This is a genomic window from Pseudomonas oplopanacis, from assembly GCF_057128725.1.
Map to the genome: position 1 here is coordinate 1 of NZ_JBSKHV010000021.1, position 17,166 is coordinate 17,166.

Annotated in this window: 17 protein-coding genes and 1 tRNA gene; 4 read left to right on the plus strand and 14 right to left on the minus strand. The window is 58.1% G+C overall.

Annotation, left to right across the window (positions count from 1 at the left end; translation table 11 throughout):
- Positions 1–258: 258 nt before the first annotated feature.
- From ACWKV5_RS27430 to ACWKV5_RS27465, 8 genes are all read right to left on the minus strand, one after another.
- The gene (locus ACWKV5_RS27430) at positions 259–447 is read right to left on the minus strand and encodes a hypothetical protein (RefSeq protein WP_483843806.1); all 189 of its coding nucleotides are present in this window, start codon (positions 445–447) and stop codon (positions 259–261) included.
- Between the two features lie 177 nt (positions 448–624).
- Entirely contained in the window at positions 625–945 is a 321-nt protein-coding gene (locus ACWKV5_RS27435) for a YbjQ family protein (protein WP_483843807.1), read from the minus strand.
- Positions 946–1,004: 59 nt separating this feature from the next.
- Positions 1,005–1,139: a hypothetical protein gene (locus tag ACWKV5_RS27440; RefSeq protein ID WP_483843808.1), complete on the minus strand. Its 135-nt coding sequence runs from the start codon at positions 1,137–1,139 to the stop codon at positions 1,005–1,007.
- A 97-nt stretch (positions 1,140–1,236) separates the two neighbouring features.
- Complete coding sequence (locus ACWKV5_RS27445; protein ID WP_483843809.1) at positions 1,237–1,455, minus strand: hypothetical protein; 219 nt, start codon at positions 1,453–1,455, stop codon at positions 1,237–1,239.
- A 67-nt stretch (positions 1,456–1,522) separates the two neighbouring features.
- Positions 1,523–2,461: an AraC family transcriptional regulator gene (locus tag ACWKV5_RS27450; protein ID WP_483843810.1), complete on the minus strand. Its 939-nt coding sequence runs from the start codon at positions 2,459–2,461 to the stop codon at positions 1,523–1,525.
- A 22-nt stretch (positions 2,462–2,483) separates the two neighbouring features.
- A complete protein-coding gene (locus ACWKV5_RS27455) occupies positions 2,484–3,317 on the minus strand; it encodes an oxidoreductase (RefSeq protein WP_483843811.1) in 834 nt (277 codons plus the stop codon).
- Positions 3,318–3,585: 268 nt separating this feature from the next.
- Positions 3,586–4,083, minus strand: a complete 498-nt coding sequence (locus tag ACWKV5_RS27460) for a hypothetical protein (RefSeq protein WP_483843812.1) — start codon at positions 4,081–4,083, stop codon at positions 3,586–3,588.
- A gap of 628 nt (positions 4,084–4,711) precedes the next feature.
- A tRNA-Ser gene (locus tag ACWKV5_RS27465) sits at positions 4,712–4,801 on the minus strand.
- Positions 4,802–5,109: 308 nt separating this feature from the next.
- Here ACWKV5_RS27465 and ACWKV5_RS27470 point away from each other — a divergent pair.
- The 3 genes from ACWKV5_RS27470 to ACWKV5_RS27480 all read left to right on the plus strand — a co-directional run bounded on the left by ACWKV5_RS27470 (position 5,110) and on the right by ACWKV5_RS27480 (position 7,855).
- The gene (locus ACWKV5_RS27470) at positions 5,110–5,799 is read left to right on the plus strand and encodes a crotonase/enoyl-CoA hydratase family protein (protein WP_483843813.1); all 690 of its coding nucleotides are present in this window, start codon (positions 5,110–5,112) and stop codon (positions 5,797–5,799) included.
- A gap of 214 nt (positions 5,800–6,013) precedes the next feature.
- Positions 6,014–6,736, plus strand: a complete 723-nt coding sequence (locus ACWKV5_RS27475) for a 1-acylglycerol-3-phosphate O-acyltransferase (RefSeq protein WP_123434181.1) — start codon at positions 6,014–6,016, stop codon at positions 6,734–6,736.
- Positions 6,737–6,883: 147 nt separating this feature from the next.
- The gene (locus tag ACWKV5_RS27480; protein ID WP_483843814.1) at positions 6,884–7,855 is read left to right on the plus strand and encodes a magnesium and cobalt transport protein CorA; all 972 of its coding nucleotides are present in this window, start codon (positions 6,884–6,886) and stop codon (positions 7,853–7,855) included.
- 180 nt (positions 7,856–8,035) lie between these two features.
- Here ACWKV5_RS27480 and ACWKV5_RS27485 read toward each other — a convergent pair whose 3' ends face one another.
- The 3 genes from ACWKV5_RS27485 to ACWKV5_RS27495 all read right to left on the minus strand — a co-directional run bounded on the left by ACWKV5_RS27485 (position 8,036) and on the right by ACWKV5_RS27495 (position 12,231).
- Complete coding sequence (locus ACWKV5_RS27485; protein WP_483843815.1) at positions 8,036–8,758, minus strand: amidotransferase; 723 nt, start codon at positions 8,756–8,758, stop codon at positions 8,036–8,038.
- A 95-nt stretch (positions 8,759–8,853) separates the two neighbouring features.
- Complete coding sequence (locus ACWKV5_RS27490) at positions 8,854–10,998, minus strand: 3-hydroxyacyl-CoA dehydrogenase NAD-binding domain-containing protein (protein ID WP_483843816.1); 2,145 nt, start codon at positions 10,996–10,998, stop codon at positions 8,854–8,856.
- A gap of 27 nt (positions 10,999–11,025) precedes the next feature.
- Positions 11,026–12,231, minus strand: a complete 1,206-nt coding sequence (locus tag ACWKV5_RS27495) for an acetyl-CoA C-acetyltransferase (RefSeq protein ID WP_027922518.1) — start codon at positions 12,229–12,231, stop codon at positions 11,026–11,028.
- Between the two features lie 594 nt (positions 12,232–12,825).
- On the opposite strand from ACWKV5_RS27495, the gene ACWKV5_RS27500 reads away from it, so the two are divergent.
- The gene (locus ACWKV5_RS27500; protein WP_483843817.1) at positions 12,826–13,653 is read left to right on the plus strand and encodes a c-type cytochrome; all 828 of its coding nucleotides are present in this window, start codon (positions 12,826–12,828) and stop codon (positions 13,651–13,653) included.
- 179 nt (positions 13,654–13,832) lie between these two features.
- Here ACWKV5_RS27500 and ACWKV5_RS27505 read toward each other — a convergent pair whose 3' ends face one another.
- The 3 genes from ACWKV5_RS27505 to ACWKV5_RS27515 are packed head-to-tail and all read right to left on the minus strand — an operon-like array spanning position 13,833 to position 17,011.
- Entirely contained in the window at positions 13,833–14,642 is an 810-nt protein-coding gene (locus tag ACWKV5_RS27505; RefSeq protein ID WP_027922516.1) for a transglutaminase family protein, read from the minus strand.
- Complete coding sequence (locus ACWKV5_RS27510; RefSeq protein ID WP_483843818.1) at positions 14,639–15,589, minus strand: alpha-E domain-containing protein; 951 nt, start codon at positions 15,587–15,589, stop codon at positions 14,639–14,641. Before ACWKV5_RS27510 ends, ACWKV5_RS27505 begins: the two co-directional genes overlap by 4 nt.
- Before the next feature lie 12 nt (positions 15,590–15,601).
- Positions 15,602–17,011 carry a circularly permuted type 2 ATP-grasp protein gene (locus ACWKV5_RS27515; RefSeq protein ID WP_027922514.1) on the minus strand — a complete coding sequence of 470 codons (1,410 nt, stop codon included), beginning with the start codon at positions 17,009–17,011 and terminating at the stop codon, positions 15,602–15,604.
- Positions 17,012–17,166: the final 155 nt, after the last annotated feature.

A 17,166-nucleotide genomic window follows, 5' to 3' on the forward strand; every position in this document is an offset into this window, starting at 1 on the left:
ACGAACATCATCAATCAAATCGGCGTTCTTGTTTCTGTGTTTCCCGGGATTCCGTGAAGAACCAAAAAAAAGCCCGCTGGGGAACGGGCCAGGTACTGCTTTCTAACGGATGGTTTGAGCCTACGGACGACGGTGTGAAAAGTTTGTGAAAAATAGCCCGCTACCACCACCGAGCATCTGCAGCCCGGTTTTCAACCGATAATCGGTACTGCAAAAATGAAAAACCCCGCTCAATGGCGGGGCTCGTCCGATTAACGGTTACTTCCTGGAGTGCGCCGCCACTCTCGGCAGAAATTTCGCCTTCGGTCCTCTGGGCACCGTGGATTTCACTTTACTGGTCTGGACCGGGTCTTCCCCGAAGCCCGCCACATACTCTGTCTGGCCGCATTTAACGCAATTGTTGATTGGAAATTCAGCCCCGTCGTCTTCGATATACGGATCAGCCATACCTCTTCCCCTCTCAAAAAGGGTCGACACCGGCAAAGCCCTTTGCCTGAAAAATATCGACCACCAAGGCTTTTGAGACTAGCCGGTCATTACCGGACTTGTAATTCAGATTTTTGCATGCCCGACGAATGGCCCGCATGCCGGCCGATAAAACACCGAGCGATCATGCAGATCGACTCACCTCAATTTGACCGCTGTCCCCGTCACAAACACCACCACCATCCCGCCCTTGCCGGCCGGCATGCTGATCTCGAAATCGAGCCCCACCACCGCGTCCGCCTGAAGCGCTCGTGCCCGCTCCTTGATCTCGTCAGTCGCCTGAATCCGCGCTTCCTTCAACGCCCGCTCCAACGTCTGAGAACGCCCACCGAAAAAATCCCGCATCCCGGCAAACATATCGCGGATAACGTTAACGCCCTGCACGGACTCGGCACTGACAATGTCCAGGTAGGCTGTGATCTGGCGGCCTTCGATGGCGTTGGTTGTGGTGGTGATCATGGATATTCCTTCCTGATAAAGTTTTGCCCCCTTCTCAATCGTCAGGGAGGATAAAAAAATCAACCCAGTTTGGCGGGGTCGCTGGCTTCGGCGTCGGGGACTGTTGTTGCGGTGACGAACTGTGACATGGCGCACGCCAACACCGCAGTGATGGAAATGACAGGGCGGCGGTAAACAGCGCGAAGGCTGGGCATGGTATCGATTCCTTTCGAGTGGTTCGGGCAGTCTAACAGGTGGGCGGCGAGGCGGTAGACCGGGCTTTTCGAGGGACTGAATGAGAAAAACCAGGCATTAAAGAAGCTTGATCAACACTGCAGTGATGGTCGAGACCGCACCAATCATCCCAATGGCTATCGCCACCGGATACCAAAAAATTTCACGGGTTATCTTGCCCGCCTCGGCACTCAGCTTGCTCGCTTCAGCATTCAGCTTGAGTTGTTCAGCAAGCAATTGGGTGATCTCTACGTGGACCTTTTCGAGTTCAGCTTGCTTCCTGGTCATTTCCTGCATAAACGCGTGAGTCCATTCCGACTCGTCCTACATAAACTTCAGAAATGACAGCGCCCCCTTCATGGCTCTAATGCGACGACACATAGAGCGATGGCGTAGACGGCGCAGGCAATGCATAAGTCGCCTTCATCCACTCAATCTCCGCCTGTGGCGTTCGGCCGAAGAAGCGTTTGAACTCGCGACTGAACTGGGAGGCGCTTTCGTAGCCCACATTGAACGCCGCAGCCGAAGCGGTCATCGCGTTGTGCAGCATCAGCAATCGCGCCTGATGCAAGCGCGTCGACTTCAAGTATTGCATCGGGGACGAGTCCGTCACGCTGCGAAAATGCAGGTGAAAGCTGGGCACGCTCATGCTTGCTTCTTGGGCAAGAGACTCCACATCCAGGTGCTCCTGGTAGCAACTGTGGATCTTGCGAATGGCCCGAGTGACCTTGCCAAAGTGCCCCTGGCGATTGAGCGCAGCGCGCATCGAGCCACCCTGCTCGCCCGTCAGGATGCGGTAGTAGATTTCCCGCATCAGCGACGGGCCGAGTATTGGCGCATCACCCGGTCGACTCATTGCTTCAAGGAAACGCAGCGTCGAGGTACGTAACAAGTCGTCCATGGGCGAAGCGTACATGCCCTTGGGTTGGGCATCATTGGGTCCTAGCGCTTCATCGACTTGCAGCAGCAACTCGCTGGCCATCTGGAAGTTCAGGCGCATGTAGACCGCCAGCATCGGCTCCGCTTCGCTGGCGTCGGTCTCCATGGTGAACGGAACGGGGACGGAGACCACAAGATAATGCTGGGCGTCGTAAAGGTAGACATCATCGCCCAGGTAGCCGCGCTTGCGCCCTTGGCACAGGATCACGATGCCGGGGTCGTACAAAACCGGAGTACGGGTCAGCGGGCGGTTGGAACGCAAAAAGCGCACATCCTCCAGCGCGCTCAAGTTGTAGCCCTCAAGCGGAGCGAGCTTTGCCATCAACTGCACCATGCGCGAGGTGCGTGTGTCGACCTGAGTCATTAATGCCCCCTGTGCTTGCCGATCAGCCGTCGGTTGAACGGGTCAACGCTTCCCATTGATCTATTTCACTGGCAGCGCTGGCAAGCTTGTCACGCACCAGGCTCAATGCATCGCTGCCCAACAACAAGTGTGCCGGCGGCGTCGGGCTGGCAATGACCTGCAACATTGCTTGCGCTGCTTTTCGCGGGTCGCCCAGCTGTTTGCCGCTCTTTTCTTCGCGAGCCTTACGTACCGGGTCGAAGCTGGCGTCATAGTCGGCAATGCTTCGCGGCGTGCGTTGCATCGAACGTCCTGCCCAGTCAGTGCGAAACGAACCGGGCGCCACCGCCGTGACGAAGATGTTGAAAGGGCGCAGCTCTTTGCTGAGTGTGTCCGAGATACCTTCGAGAGCAAACTTGCTGGCGCAATAGTAAGCGATACCCGGCATGGTGATGGTGCCGCCCATGGACGTGATGTTGAGGATGTGACCGGCCCGACGTTTGCGAAAATAAGGCAGGAACGCCTTGGTCACTGCTACCGCGCCGAAGACATTGACGTCGAACTGATGACGCATCTCATCCAGGGGCGACTCCTCGAGAATGCCCTCATGTCCGTAACCGGCATTGTTGACCAACACATCGACCGGGCCGTGGGTTGCTTCAACCTCCGCAATGACGCTGTCGATACGGTCAAAGTCCGTTACATCGAGGATGACCCCATGAACATTGTCCGGCGAGAGAGCCTCAAACGCTTGCAAGGCGCTTTCACTGCGAACGGTGCCAATGACGCGATGACCCGCTGCAAGCGCTTCTTGCGCCAGAGCGCTGCCGAAGCCGCTGCTGACCCCAGTGATGAATAGGGTTTTTCTGCTGATCATGGCGATCTCCGACAAGTAGATGTGGTGCCATGGTAGCTATCGCAACCCAGGCCACCTATGCCGATTTGTCTTCGAGCATTGCCTATTCGTATCAGGGTCAGGAGTCAGGTGGGCGCGGTTAGCCACTCAGAAGTTGTTTGTCGTGCACTTTCGATTGGTCGCCAGGTAGATCGAATTTAACGGTGAGGGAGAGATTCGATCTCTCGATATAACTTAGCCCAAAATAGATCTGTCCGTTTTATGCAAAGGGCACTAATCGTCACAGACATTATTTAACAGGACTCAGCAACGCGCGTTGCTCTTCAGTCAAAGAATCGATACTGATCACCGCAAGAGGTTTGGTGCCCGCCTTGGCGATTGGTTTACCCATATCAGCTGAGATTGACTCTGGAAGTTTGTACATTGCCCCGGTTGCCGGGTCGACGATAAGCATTCCAATCAAGCCCCCGATCAAGATATTTCCCCAATACCAGCCGCTAATATCCGAATCCAAGGTCGCCATCTTGTCGGAATACCCATCCTTCTTGAATAGCAAAGTATAGGTCTGCCCGGAAAAATACCCTTTGCTTGACTTCAGCGTTACTGTGCTGGGCGCGGTCCCCGAATGGACAATCTGGCCAGACTTGTTTTTGATCTCAAAAGAAGCGCCCTCTGGCGCACTTGAGACTGCCACCGGATACTCAGTCTCGCCGACGATGCTAGCGCAGCCCTGCAGACTCAATATCGCTATGTACACAGCCACTATTTTTACAATTCGCGTTTTCATTGCTCGACCTCGTATATTCTAACGTCATTACGGCGGCCTCTATTGGCCTATGCAAACTGTATAGAACGCGTCAAAACGTGTCCGAACCGCCCGGATGTTTTCATGGGTTTTCAGGCGTTTTCAGGGGGGTTCATCTTTTTTCAGGGTTATGTGTTCTGCGCAGACTCAAGAGTCAAAAAAGGCCAAGTCGGATACTGCAATGTGTCCGCTGATAGTTCGCACTACGGGGAATCTTAAGTACCGAAAATCAATACATCAAACCGAAAAACTCGAACGTCCTGGATTTTTTGTCAGAGCCTCAACAACCTGGATACTGAGTCACGCCTTCCAATAGAAGGAAAGTCTTTTCATTAATTACAATGGAAACAATTACGAATGCGACCCTGCTGAGTCGGTAACGATTCAAAGCTATAACATCTGGTTTAAGAAAGTAGACCAGTTTGTGCGTCGCTTATACCGTCTTTTGAAAAGCACGCCTTGTAATGGTCAGGCAGGCACCGTTCATACACCATCATGCCCCCAACCCCATGGACAATCCCGAAACAGGTCCCGCTGGCCAAAACCAGACCCCAGAAACCACAAAACCCCTGATTTCTCTCGAAATCAGGGGTTCTGGTTACATCGAATTTGGCGGTGAAGGAGAGATTCGAACTCTCGATACAATTTCTTGTATACACACTTTCCAGGCGTGCTCCTTAAGCCACTCGGACACTTCACCGTATCTCGTCAAACAAGTTCTGTCTGTCGAGGCGCGCTAATGTAGTCGAAACCTTTTCCGATGGCAAACTTTTTTTGCAGAATTTTCATGCGCTTAGCGTTTTAGTCGTTCCGCCGGATTTGGGGTCATGGCAAACCTGCCAATCTCCGGCTTCGCGCCCGCTTCTATATAGAAGGGAATGCGCCGCGGATGTGGCGGGCTACGCTTGCCCGGCGGGGAAAGGGTGACTGACGGGTCAGTCACGGCGCTTTACCTGGCCTGCTGCGGTGGGTAACGTCTGCCCCAACTTTCATACAAGGAATAGCGTCATGAGTGAGTTGATTTCCTACCATCTCGAAGACGGTATCGCGACCCTGACCTTGAGCAATGGCAAGGTCAATGCCATCTCGCCCGACGTGATTGCCGCGTTTAACGCTGCGCTGGATCAGGCAGTGACTGATCGTGCGGTGGTGATCATTACCGGTACGCCGGGAATTCTGTCGGGTGGTTATGACTTGAAGGTGATGACGTCCGGGCCGAAAGAAGCCGTGGCGTTGGTCACTGCCGGTTCGACGCTGGCCCGTCGCCTGCTGTCGCACCCGTTCCCGGTGATCGTCGCGTGCCCTGGGCATGCCGTGGCCAAGGGTGCGTTCCTGCTGTTGTCGGCCGATTACCGCATCGGGGTTGATGGTCCGTTCAGCATTGGCTTGAACGAAGTGCAGATCGGTATGACCATGCACCACGCCGGTATCGAAATCGCCCGTGATCGCCTGAGCAAGGCTGCACTGCATCGCTCGGTGATCAATGGCGAGATGTTTAACCCGCAGAGCGCTGTGGACGCAGGTTTCCTCGACGTGGTGGTCTCGGCCGAAGAGCTGGCAGGTGCCGCGCTGGCAGCAGCTCGTCAGCTGAAGAAGATCAACATGACCGCGCACAAGAACACCAAGTTGAAAGTACGCAAGGCGCTGCTGGAGACGCTGGACAACGCAATCATCCTCGATCAGCAACACTTGGGTTAAGCCCAGACGCGTTGCACCGAAAAGCCCGACCGTCGTGTCGGGCTTTTTCTTACCTGTGATGTTGAAAAGTCTGTAACCGCTCTAGAACGCGTCTGACCCACAAGTCGGAAACATGCGCACAAACATCGCCTATCTCCCTCCTCTATAGCGGCAATTGCCGAAAACAGTGCACATCCGTACACTGCGCCACCTTTTGTCCCGGTGGGGCCTGTAAATGCTGTTTGTGTTTCGTATGTTCTTGATGGGCCTGCACTTTATTCTGGCCGGTGTGCTGGGGGTGATTCTGGGCCTGTGTCGCCCGTTCAACCCGGACAACAGCCGTTTGTGCGCACGTCTGTATGCGTGGCCGGCAATGTGTATTTTGCGTTTACGGGTGAAGGCCGATGTCGGTCCGTTGATGGACAAACCTGACAGCTGCGTGATCATCGCCAATCACCAATCCAACTACGACCTGTTTGTATTCGGCAACGTGGTGCCCCGCCGTACCGTGTGCATCGGCAAAAAGAGCCTGAAGTGGGTGCCGCTGTTTGGGCAGTTGTTCTGGCTGGCGGGCAACGTCTTGATCGACCGCGGCAATGCGCACAAGGCGCGCCAGTCGATGCTGACCACTACGCACACCTTGCAGCATGAAGACACGTCGATCTGGGTCTTCCCGGAAGGCACGCGCAACCTGGGTGAAGAGTTGCTGCCGTTCAAGAAAGGCGCGTTCCAGATGGCGATCGCTGCCGGCGTGCCGATCGTGCCGGTGTGTGTCAGCAGTTACGTCAAACACATGCGTTTGAACCGCTGGCGCAGTGGGAAAATTCTGATTCGTTCGTTGCCGGCGATTCCTACAGCGGGTTTGAGCCTGGACGACATGCCCCTGCTGATGGCCCAGTGCCGCGAACAGATGCGCGAATGCATCGCTTCGATGGATCGGCAACTGCAAGCCGCGTAAAAAGAAACCCGCCTGGTGCGGGTTTTCTTTTGCCTTCGAACTTTTGCCTTCGAACTCTGCAGAGTTCGCTCACTCTGAAGCATCAGACAAGGCTAAGCTGAAGAATGCCTGCCACTGCCACCTGCTAATAAGAAGTGAACCTGAATCATGGGTAGAGTTGTTGCTGCTGCGGTTTACAGCGCCGGTAAGAAAGTCACCAATATCACCCTCGACGAAGGCGCAGCCTGGGCCGCAAAACCCGACCACTTTGTGTGGATCGGCCTCGAAGAGCCGGACGCCCAAGAACTGGCCAACCTGCAACGCCAGTTCAACCTGCACGAACTGGCCATCGAAGATGCCCTGGAAAAGCACAGCCGGCCGAAGCTCGAAACCTTTGGCGACGCATTGTTTATCGTCACGTACTCACCGATTCGTAACGAGGGCAAACTCGAGTTCATCGAGACACATATCTTTGCCGGCAACGGCTACATCATCACTGCACGCAATGGCCATTCAGCTTCCTACGCCTATGTACGGCAACGCTGTGAGGCACGCCCGTTGTTGCTTGAACACGGAGAGGACTTCGTTCTCTATGCCATCCTCGACTTCGTGATCGAAAACTACCAGCCCGTGGGTGAAGCAATCCACGCCGAAATCGATGAGCTGGAGCGCAACGTGTTGTGCAGTGCGCTGAACGAACATGACATCCAGAAACTGCACGGCCTGCGCCGGGACGTATTGCGCTTGCGTCGTTATGCGGCGCCGATGGTCGAGATCGGTGAGGAACTGCAGAAGCTGAGCTTCCCGTTCATCGACAAGAACATGCGCCCGTACTTCCGGGATGTGCAGATCCACGTGACGCGGCAGATGGAAGACCTGACGACCCTGGCCGACATTGCCAGCCAGACGATTGAGGTGGGGGTGTTGTTGGAGGCTTCACGTCAGAGCGTGGTGCAGCGCAAGTTTGCGGCGTGGGCGGCGATTTTGGCGTTTCCGACGGCGGTGGCCGGGATTTACGGGATGAACTTCCAGAACATGCCGGAGCTGGCGTGGCACTACGGGTACTTCGGGGTGTTGGGGTTTATTGCGCTGGGATGCACGGGGTTGTGGGCGAGTTTCAAGAAATCCGGATGGTTGTAACGGCTTGCTTACCTGTAGCGAGGGAGCTTGTGTGGCGAGGGGGCTTGCCCCCGTTGGGGTGCGAAGCGCCCCCAGCACTTATTCAGACAAACCGCGTTGCCTGAATGGCGACTGCTGCGCAGCCGAGCGGGAGCAAGCTCCCTCGCCACAGAAAGCTCCTCACCGCAGAAATTGTGAACCTCAGACCGTTTCTGGCTTGTGCGCCACAAACCGCATCATCCACTCCGCAACCGTAGCGCCATGATGCTCATGCTCAAGGCTGGCCACGCCTTTCGAGTAGATCTGCTCACCCAGCGCTTCCTGACGAATTTCCAGCAGCGCCCGCGAATAGTCGTGAATGAATTCCGGATGCCCCTGGAAGCACAGCACCTGGTCGTTGATGTGGTAAGCGGCGAACGGGCAGAAATCGCTGGAGGCGATGACCGTGGCGTTTTCCGGTAGCGAGGTCACCTGATCCTGGTGGCTGATCAACAACGTCAACTCTTCCCTGACCGGGCTCATCCACGGCGCCTTGGCCGCGAGTTTGTAACTGTGGGTGCCGACGCCCCAGCCTTGGGTGGCGCGTTCGCTTTTGCCGCCCAGCAACAACGCCAGCAACTGATGGCCGAAACACACGCCCAAGAGTTTGTCGCCGCGTTCGTAGCGGGTCAGCAGGTATTTCCTGAGGGTTTCGATCCACGGGTCGGTGCCGAAGGAATCGGCCTTGCTGCCGGTGACCAGATAAGCGTCGAAGGTCAGGTCATCGCTTGGGTATTCGCCCTGCATCACGTTATAGACCGTGAACTCGGCAGCGATGGGTTGCTGCGAAAACAGACGCTGGAACATCTGCCCGTAACCCTGATATTGATCGACCAGTTCCGGACGCAGGATGTCGGTTTCCAGAATGCAGATGCGTAACGACATAAAAAATACCTGACACGTGATGGGAATAATGCACACCCCAGAGCCTGCCTCGAAACACCGTTCCAAGGCAAGCCCTGCGAGGCGTCACCGGTCCCTTAAAACGTCTCCCCTTTGGCGGCTTTTTCCAGCAACAACGCTGGCGGATTGAAGCGTTCGCCATACTGCGCGGCCAGGTATTGGGCGCGGGCAACGAAGTCTTGTACGCCGTACTGATTGATGAATTGCAGCGCACCGCCGGTCCAGGCCGCGAAACCGATGCCGAAGATCGAACCGACGTTGGCGTCCGCCGTCGACATCAGCACGCCCTCCTCCACACAGCGCACGGTTTCGATGGCTTGCACGAACAGCAGGCGATCACGCACATCCTTTGGCGAAATCTGCCCGTCAGGCTTCTCGAAACGACTTTTCAGCTCCGGCCACAGATGTTTCTGGCCTGCGGCCGGGTAGTCGTAGAAACCGCCGCCTGCCGCTTTACCGGGCCGTTTGTATTCGTTGAGCAGCAAGTCGATCACGGCAAATGCCGGATGCTCTGTCAGCGGTTTCCCTTCGGCTTGCAGGTCTTTGGCCGTTTGCTGACGGATATGGCTCATGAGGCTGAGGGAAACTTCGTCAGAAATCGCCAGCGGCCCGATGGGCATGCCAGCCTTGCGCGCTTCGGTTTCGATCATCGGCGCGCTGACGCCTTCGCCGAGCATGGCGATGCCTTCGTTGGTGAAGGTGCCAAACACCCGCGAGGTAAAGAAGCCGCGACTGTCGTTGACCACGATCGGGGTTTTCTTGATTTGCAGGACGAAATCAAAGCCTCGAGCCAGGGTTTCGTCGCTGGTATTGGCGCCTTTGATGATTTCCACCAATGGCATTTTTTCCACGGGACTGAAGAAGTGCAGGCCGATGAATTTGCTCTGATCCGGCACCGCAGTTGCGAGGCCGCTGATCGGCAGAGTCGAGGTGTTGGAAGCGATCACCGCGTCCGGCCCGACGACTGTTTGCGCGGCCGACGAGACCTTGGCTTTGAGCTCACGGTCTTCGAATACCGCCTCGATAATCAGATCGCAACCGGCCAGGTCCGCATCGCTTTCGGTGGTACGGATCCGCGCCAGAATCGCCTCACGTTGCTGCGCAATCATCTGGCCGCGCGCAACTTTCTTGTCCAGCAATGCTGCCGAATGGGCCTTGCCCTTCTCCGCTGCCGCCAGAGTAATGTCCTTGAGCACCACCTCGATGCCAGCCGATGCGCTGACAAACGCGATGCCCGCGCCCATCATCCCGGCGCCGAGCACCCCGACTTTTTGCGTCACGTAAGGCGCAAAACCTTGCGGCCGCGAACCGCCGGCATTGATCTCGTTGAGTTGGAACCAGAACGTACCAATCAGGTTTTTCGAGACCTGGCCGGTGGTCAATTCAGTGAAGTAGCGGGTTTCGATCAGGTGCGCAGTGTCGAAATCCACTTGGGCGCCTTCAACCGCCGCGCAGAGGATTTTCTCCGGCGCGGGCATGCAGCCCTGGGTTTTGCTGCGCAGGATCGACGGCGCGATGGCGAGCATCTGCGCGACTTTCGGGCTGGACGGGGTGCCGCCGGGGATCTGATATCCCTTCACGTCCCAGCGCTGAACGGCGACAGGATTGGCGATGATCCAGGCACGTGCCTTGGCCAGCAGCTCATCGCCGTTGCCCGCCACTTCGTCAATCAACCCGGCCTGCAACGCCTGTTGTGGCCGAACTTTTTTGCCCTCCAGCAGGTAGGGCAAGGCTTTCTCGATGCCCAGCATCCGCACCATGCGCACCACCCCGCCGCCGCCCGGCAGCAAGCCAAGCGTGACTTCCGGCAGGCCGAGTTGCACCGACGGATTGTCCAGCGCCACGCGGTGATGGCACGCCAGGCAGATTTCCCAACCGCCGCCCAATGCGGCACCGTTGATCGCGGCCACCACCGGTCTGCCGAGGGTTTCCAGCGTGCGTAATTGACCCTTGAGGGTCAGCACCATGTCGTAGAACGCTTTGGCTTCGGGCTTGCCGACCTTGATCAGTTCATTGAGGTCGCCGCCGGCGAAGAACGTCTTCTTCGCCGAGGTGATGATGACCCCGGCAATGCTGTCTTTTTCAGCGACCAATCGGGCGACGCAGGCGGCCATGGCTTCGCGGTAGACCGCGTTCATGGTGTTGGCGCTCTGGCCTGGCATGTCGATGGTCAGGACGACGATCTGGTCCTGACCCTTTTCGTAACGAATGGCTTCAGTCATGAACATGTTTCCTTGGAAGTCGGGGGCTCAGAGGCGTTCGATGATGGTGGCAATGCCCATGCCGCCGCCGACACACAGCGTCGCGAGGCCATAGCGCAGGCGCCGGGTTTCCAGCTCATCGAGCAGCGTGCCGAGAATCGCGCAGCCGGTGGCGCCCAGCGGATGGCCCATGGCAATGGAGCCGCCGTTGACGTTGACCTTGTCCGGATCGATGGCCATGTCCTTGATGAATTTGAGCACCACCGAGGCGAACGCTTCGTTGACTTCGAACAGGTCAATGTCTTCCACCCGCAGGCCGGCCTTTGCCAGCGCTTTACGGGTGGCCGGCGCCGGGCCGGTGAGCATGATGGTCGGATCGGTGCTGGTGACCGCCGTGGCGACGATCCGCGCCCGAGGCTGCAAGCCCAGCGCCCGGCCCTTGGCTTCGGAACCGATCAGCATCAGCGCCGCACCATCGACGATCCCGGAGCTGTTGCCCGGCGTGTGCACGTGATTGATCCGCTCGACATGGCTGTAGACGCGCAACGCCGTGGCGTCGAAGCCCATTTGCCCCATCATCTCGAAACTCGGCTTGAGCTTGCCCAGGCCTTCGAGGGTGGAGTCGGCGCGAATGAACTCATCGTGATCGAGCAGGATGATGCCGTTCTGATCCTGCACTGGCACCAGCGACTTGTTGAACGAACCGTTCGCCCGTGCCCGCGCCGCTTTCTGTTGCGAGTGCAGCGCGTAGGCATCGACGTCCTGGCGACTGAACCCTTCGAGGGTGGCAATCAGGTCTGCGCCCACGCCTTGCGGCGTGAAATGGCTGTGCAGATTGGTTTCCGGGTCCAGCGCCCAGGCCCCGCCGTCGCTGCCCATCGGCACGCGGGACATCGACTCGACCCCGCCGACCACCACCAAATCCTCGAAACCAGAGCGCACCTTCATCGCGCCGAGGTTCACCGCCTCAAGGCCCGACGCGCAGAAGCGGTTGATCTGCACGCCCGAGACGCTGACGTCCCAATCCGCCACCTGAGTTGCGGTTTTGGCGATATCGGAGCCTTGATCACCAATCGGCGTCACGCAGCCGAGTACCACGTCATCGACCTGGCTGGTATCGAGCGACGTGCGCTGTTGCAGCGCCGTGAGCAAGCCGGCCACCAGATTGACCGGTTTGACGCTGTGCAAGGCGCCATCGGCCTTGCCTTTGCCACGGGGCGTGCGTAACGCGTCGAAAATCAAAGCTTGGGTCATGACGTCCTCGAACCTGGGCGGTGAGTAAATACTGAGTGCTCACTCTTATGCCGGGCCGCCGCGGATTCAATGACCGCAGTGCTCACTGACATTGACGGACACGCTCAGACGGACGGTAGTGAGCTACCGGATTAACCGTTTCAGGAGCCGGAAGTGTCTAGCAATAGGGCGCCCAAGAAGCTGGCAATAGGCCTCATGCCGTTTTAATAGTTTTTTTAGGTAGTTCCATACGAAATGGATCTAAACCGCGAGTGACGCGGGCTCTAAGGTGAAGTGTACGAAGTTGTCGTCGGGTTTTGCCGAGGCGCTCGTCCTACAGGAAGTGCAACGCTCTGCCGTCATGGAGATATGCAGGCAGGCATCAGGAAATAACAAAAAAGGCGGTCAAGCCATGTTCAAACATTCGAAAGTACGTCAAGCCGGGCTCATTCTTTTCGCCACCACGCTGTTGTTGATTTTGCCGAATCTGACCAAGGTGATTGGCTAGTCGGCAGAAAATACGGCGTCAGGTATTTATATCGTCATTCCAAAAATGTGACTGGCCCGCTACCCGGGCCAGCGAGGGTGTGCCAACCTTTACGGCACTTCCACGACATGGACGGCGATCTATTGAAAACGCTCATTCTGTTCGGGGCCTTGCTGCTCAGCACGCCTCTGTTTGCCGCACAGCTGAACCTCGAGCTAGGCGCGACCACTCGCACCTGGCAGACCGAAGAACTGCTCAAGCACCCGCAAGTCCAGACCCTTCATGTTGCCGACGACGTTTCCTACAAACAGGACATGAGCTATCAAGCGGTGCCGCTGGCGGCGCTGTTGACCGGTATCAAGCCCGACGACCATTTGCAAGCCGTGGCGCTGGACGGATTTGCCGCCGAGTTGGCCGCGGCTCCGTTGCTCAACACCCAAGGTGCGCGGGCGTGGCTGGCGATTGAGGACCCGGCGAAACCGTGGCCGGCGTTGTCGGAAGGCAAGCCGAGTGCCGGGCCGTTTTATCTGGTCTGGACGGATCCGCAAGCTGGCAATATCAGCCCGGAGCAGTGGCCGTTTCAGGTGTCCAGCATCAAGCGCCTGGCACCGGTGGCAGCGCGCTTCCCTGCCCTGCTGCCTGATCCGGCGTTGAAGGCGAACGATCCGGTGAATCAGGGATTTGCGTTGTTCCAGAAGAACTGCCTGGCGTGCCATCGATTGAATGGTGCCGGGGACGCGCAGTTCGGGCCGGATTTGAATATTCCGTATAGCCCGACCGAGTATTTCGGGGCGGAGTTCTTGAAGCGCTATATCCGTGATCCGCAGAGTTTGAGGCAGTGGCCGCAGGCGAAGATGCCGGGGTTTACGGCGCAGGTGTTGCCGGATGGTGATCTGGAAATGCTGGTGGGGTATTTGAAGCACATGGCCGGACGCAAACTGTCTCCAGCCAAGTAAGCGCACACCTGTGGCGAGGGAGCTTGCTCCCGCTGGGCTGCGCAGCAGCCCTAAAACCCGGAAACTCGATCAGATTGGCATACCGCGCTGCCTTGGTTGAGGGCCGCTACGCGCCCCAGCGGGAGCAAGCTCCCTCGCCACAAAAGCGTGCTTCCACAGGGGATTTGTGAAATCCCGGATTACTGTTGTTGAACGGAGATAACCGGCATCGGTGTCGGTGACACAAACACCTTCGCATGCATCTGCTCACACCCGCCGCCCCGGCGCATTCCGCGTACCGGGCAGGCATCCAGGTAATCCAGGCCCACCGCCAGTTTCAAATGCCGCTCGGGCCGGGCCAATTCGTTGGTCACGTCAAAGCTGTACCACGCATCATCCAGCCACGCTTCCGCCCAGGCGTGACTGGCCAGGTGTTCGCTGTTCTCGCTGTACAGATAACCGGACACATACCGGGACGGAATGCCCAGGCTTCGCGCGCAGGCGAGAAACGCATGGGTGTGGTCCTGACAGACGCCGGAACGTCCGGCAAAGGCCTGGGCCGCGCTGGTGTCGACTTCGGTCGAGCCCGGCGTGTAGGTCATGTGCTGGTTCAGGCCATGCATCAAGTCGATCAGCGCGGTGCGATCCCGACGGGTCTTGCATTCCTTTTGCGCGAACGCTCGCAAGGCTTCGTCGGCTTCGGTCAGCCGGGTGAAACGCAGGAACGGCAGCGCCGACTGGCTCTCATGCTCGGCTTCGCGCAGTTCATCGATATCCACCTGACCACGGGCGCCGATGATGATCGCCTCGTGCGGCTCGTCCATGGTCAGCACATGCAGGATGTTGCCGAACGGGTCGAGTTGCGCGCGCACCGGGCGCGGCAGGTCGAGCTGCCAGCTGAGCACGTGCTGGCGCTCGCTGTCATGGGGTGTCAGTCGCAGGTACTGGATGCTCGCCCGCACCTGATCTTCATAGTGATAGGTGGTTTCGTGGCTTATGGAAAGTCTCATGCAGCCTCCAGGTATGAACTGTGAATGGCGTTGCCCAACTGGCGCACCAGCGGGATGAATTCGGTCAGCCAGGCGTGCAGGCCTTCGTCGAGAATTTCGTTGATGCCGGTGTAGCGCAGGCGTGCGTCGATCTCGGCGGCCAGGCGTTGCGCGGGACGGCCGTTTGCTCCCGGCAGGCTGGCGAGGATCTGGTCGATTTCTTCGGTGCAGGCACGCAGCGAACGCGGTACATCGGCCCGCAGCAACAGCAACTCCGCCACATGCCGGGCACCGGGTGCGTCGCGATAGATCTCGGTGTACGCCTCGAACGACGACAGCGCTCGCAGCAAGGCGCTCCACTGGTAATAGGCGTGCGCCGTGCCGTCACTGACCGCTTCGGCTTGATCACCGGCCATTTCGTAGCGCGCATCGAGCAGGCGCAGCGTGTTGTCCGCCCTTTCGATAAACGTCCCCAGACGAATGAAGCGGAACGCATCGTTTCGCATGATGGTGCCGTAGGACGCGCCCCGGAACAGGTGGGAACGTTCCTTGATCCACTCGCAAAAACGGCTCATGCCGTAGCGACTCAAGCCCTGTTCGGCGATCCCGCGAATTTCCAGCCAGGTGGCGTTGATGTTTTCCCACATGTCGGCGGTGATTCGCCCACGCACCGCATGGGCACTGGCTCGCGCCGAACCGAGGCAGCTGTAGATGCTCGCCGGGTTGGCCGCATCGAGGGCGAAGAAATGCAGCAGCCGTTCGGCATGCAACTCGCCGTGGCGCTCCAGGTAATCGTCCAGGGTGCCGGTGATCAGCAGCGGCATGGCGAGTTCGTGCAGCCCGTCGCCGCGACCATCCTGCGGCATCAGCGACAGCGAATAACTGATGTCGAGCATCCGTGCGAGGTTTTCCGCCCGCTCCAGGTAACGCGACATCCAATACAAATCCGAGGCAGTTCTACTTAACATGGCAGGCTTCCTTCAATCCTCGACCACCCAGGTGTCCTTGGTTCCGCCACCCTGGGAGGAATTCACCACCAGAGAGCCTTCACGCAAAGCAACACGGGTCAATCCGCCGGGCACGACCCGGGTTTCGCGGCCAGACAATACAAACGGACGCAGGTCGATGTGGCGTGGCGCGATGCCGTTTTCGACAAAAGTCGGACAGGTCGACAGAGACAACGTCGGTTGCGCGATATACGCGTGCGGCTTGGCTTTGATCCGTGCACGGAACGACTCGATTTCCGCCGCCGTCGCCGCCGGTCCCACCAGCATTCCGTAACCGCCGGAGCCCTGGGTTTCCTTGACCACCAGATCCGGAAGATTGGCCAATACGTGGGACAGTTCGGAGGGATTGCGGCACTGGAACGTCGGCACGTTCTTCAGGATCGGTTCTTCGTCGAGGTAGAAACGGATCATGTCGGTGACAAACGGGTACACCGACTTGTCGTCCGCCACACCGGTGCCGATGGCATTCGCCAACACGACGTTGCCGGAACGGTACGACGACAACAGCCCCGGAACGCCCAGCATCGAGTCCGGATTGAATGCCAGCGGGTCGAGGAACGCGTCGTCCAGGCGACGGTAGATCACGTCGACGGCTTTCGGCCCGTCCGTGGTGCGCATGAACACCTTGTCATCGCGCACGAACAGATCCGCCCCCTCCACCAGTTCAACGCCCATCTCCCGAGCCAGAAAGGCATGCTCGAAAAACGCGCTGTTGAAACGACCCGGCGTCAGCACCACCACGCTCGGGTTATCGATCGGGCTGGAGCTTTTCAGGGTATCCAGAAGCAGATTCGGATAGTGATCGATTGGCGCAATGCGTTGCGCCGCGAACAGTTCGGGGAACAGGCGCATCATCATCTTGCGGTCTTCGAGCATGTAGCTCACGCCGCTCGGTGTACGCAGGTTGTCTTCGAGCACGTAGTACGTGCCGTCACCGTCGCGCACCAGATCGACGCCAGAGATGTGCGAATAGATGTCCCGGTGCAGATCCAGCCCTTGCATCGCCAACTGGTATTGCTCGTTGGCCAGCACTTGCTCGGCCGGGATGATGCCGGCCTTGATGATGCGCTGCTCGTGATAGAGGTCGGCAAGGAACATGTTCAGTGCCTTGACCCGCTGAATGCAGCCGCGCTCGACGACCCGCCATTCGCTGGCAGGAATACTTCGCGGAATGGTGTCGAAGGGAATCAGGCGCTCTGTCCCCTGCTCGTCCCCGTAGAGCGTGAAGGTTATCCCGGCGCGATGAAATAACAGATCGGCCTCGCGTCGCCGTTGTGCCAAAAGCTCGTCAGGCGTTTCGGCCAGCCAACGGGCAAACTCCCGATAATGCGGACGGACCTGGCCGCCGGCATCGTACATTTCATCAAAATAGGTGCGGATCATGCCGTACTCCTTGTCACCCGGACACCTAGGCTTCGCAAGGCCCGTGCCAGCGGCAGAAACGCTTTGATATCAATCGGTTGGATAATCGCCCCGTTTACATCGCACCATTCCTGTGCAGCAAACGCCCCAACCTGACAGCCCCCGCTTCATTGCAA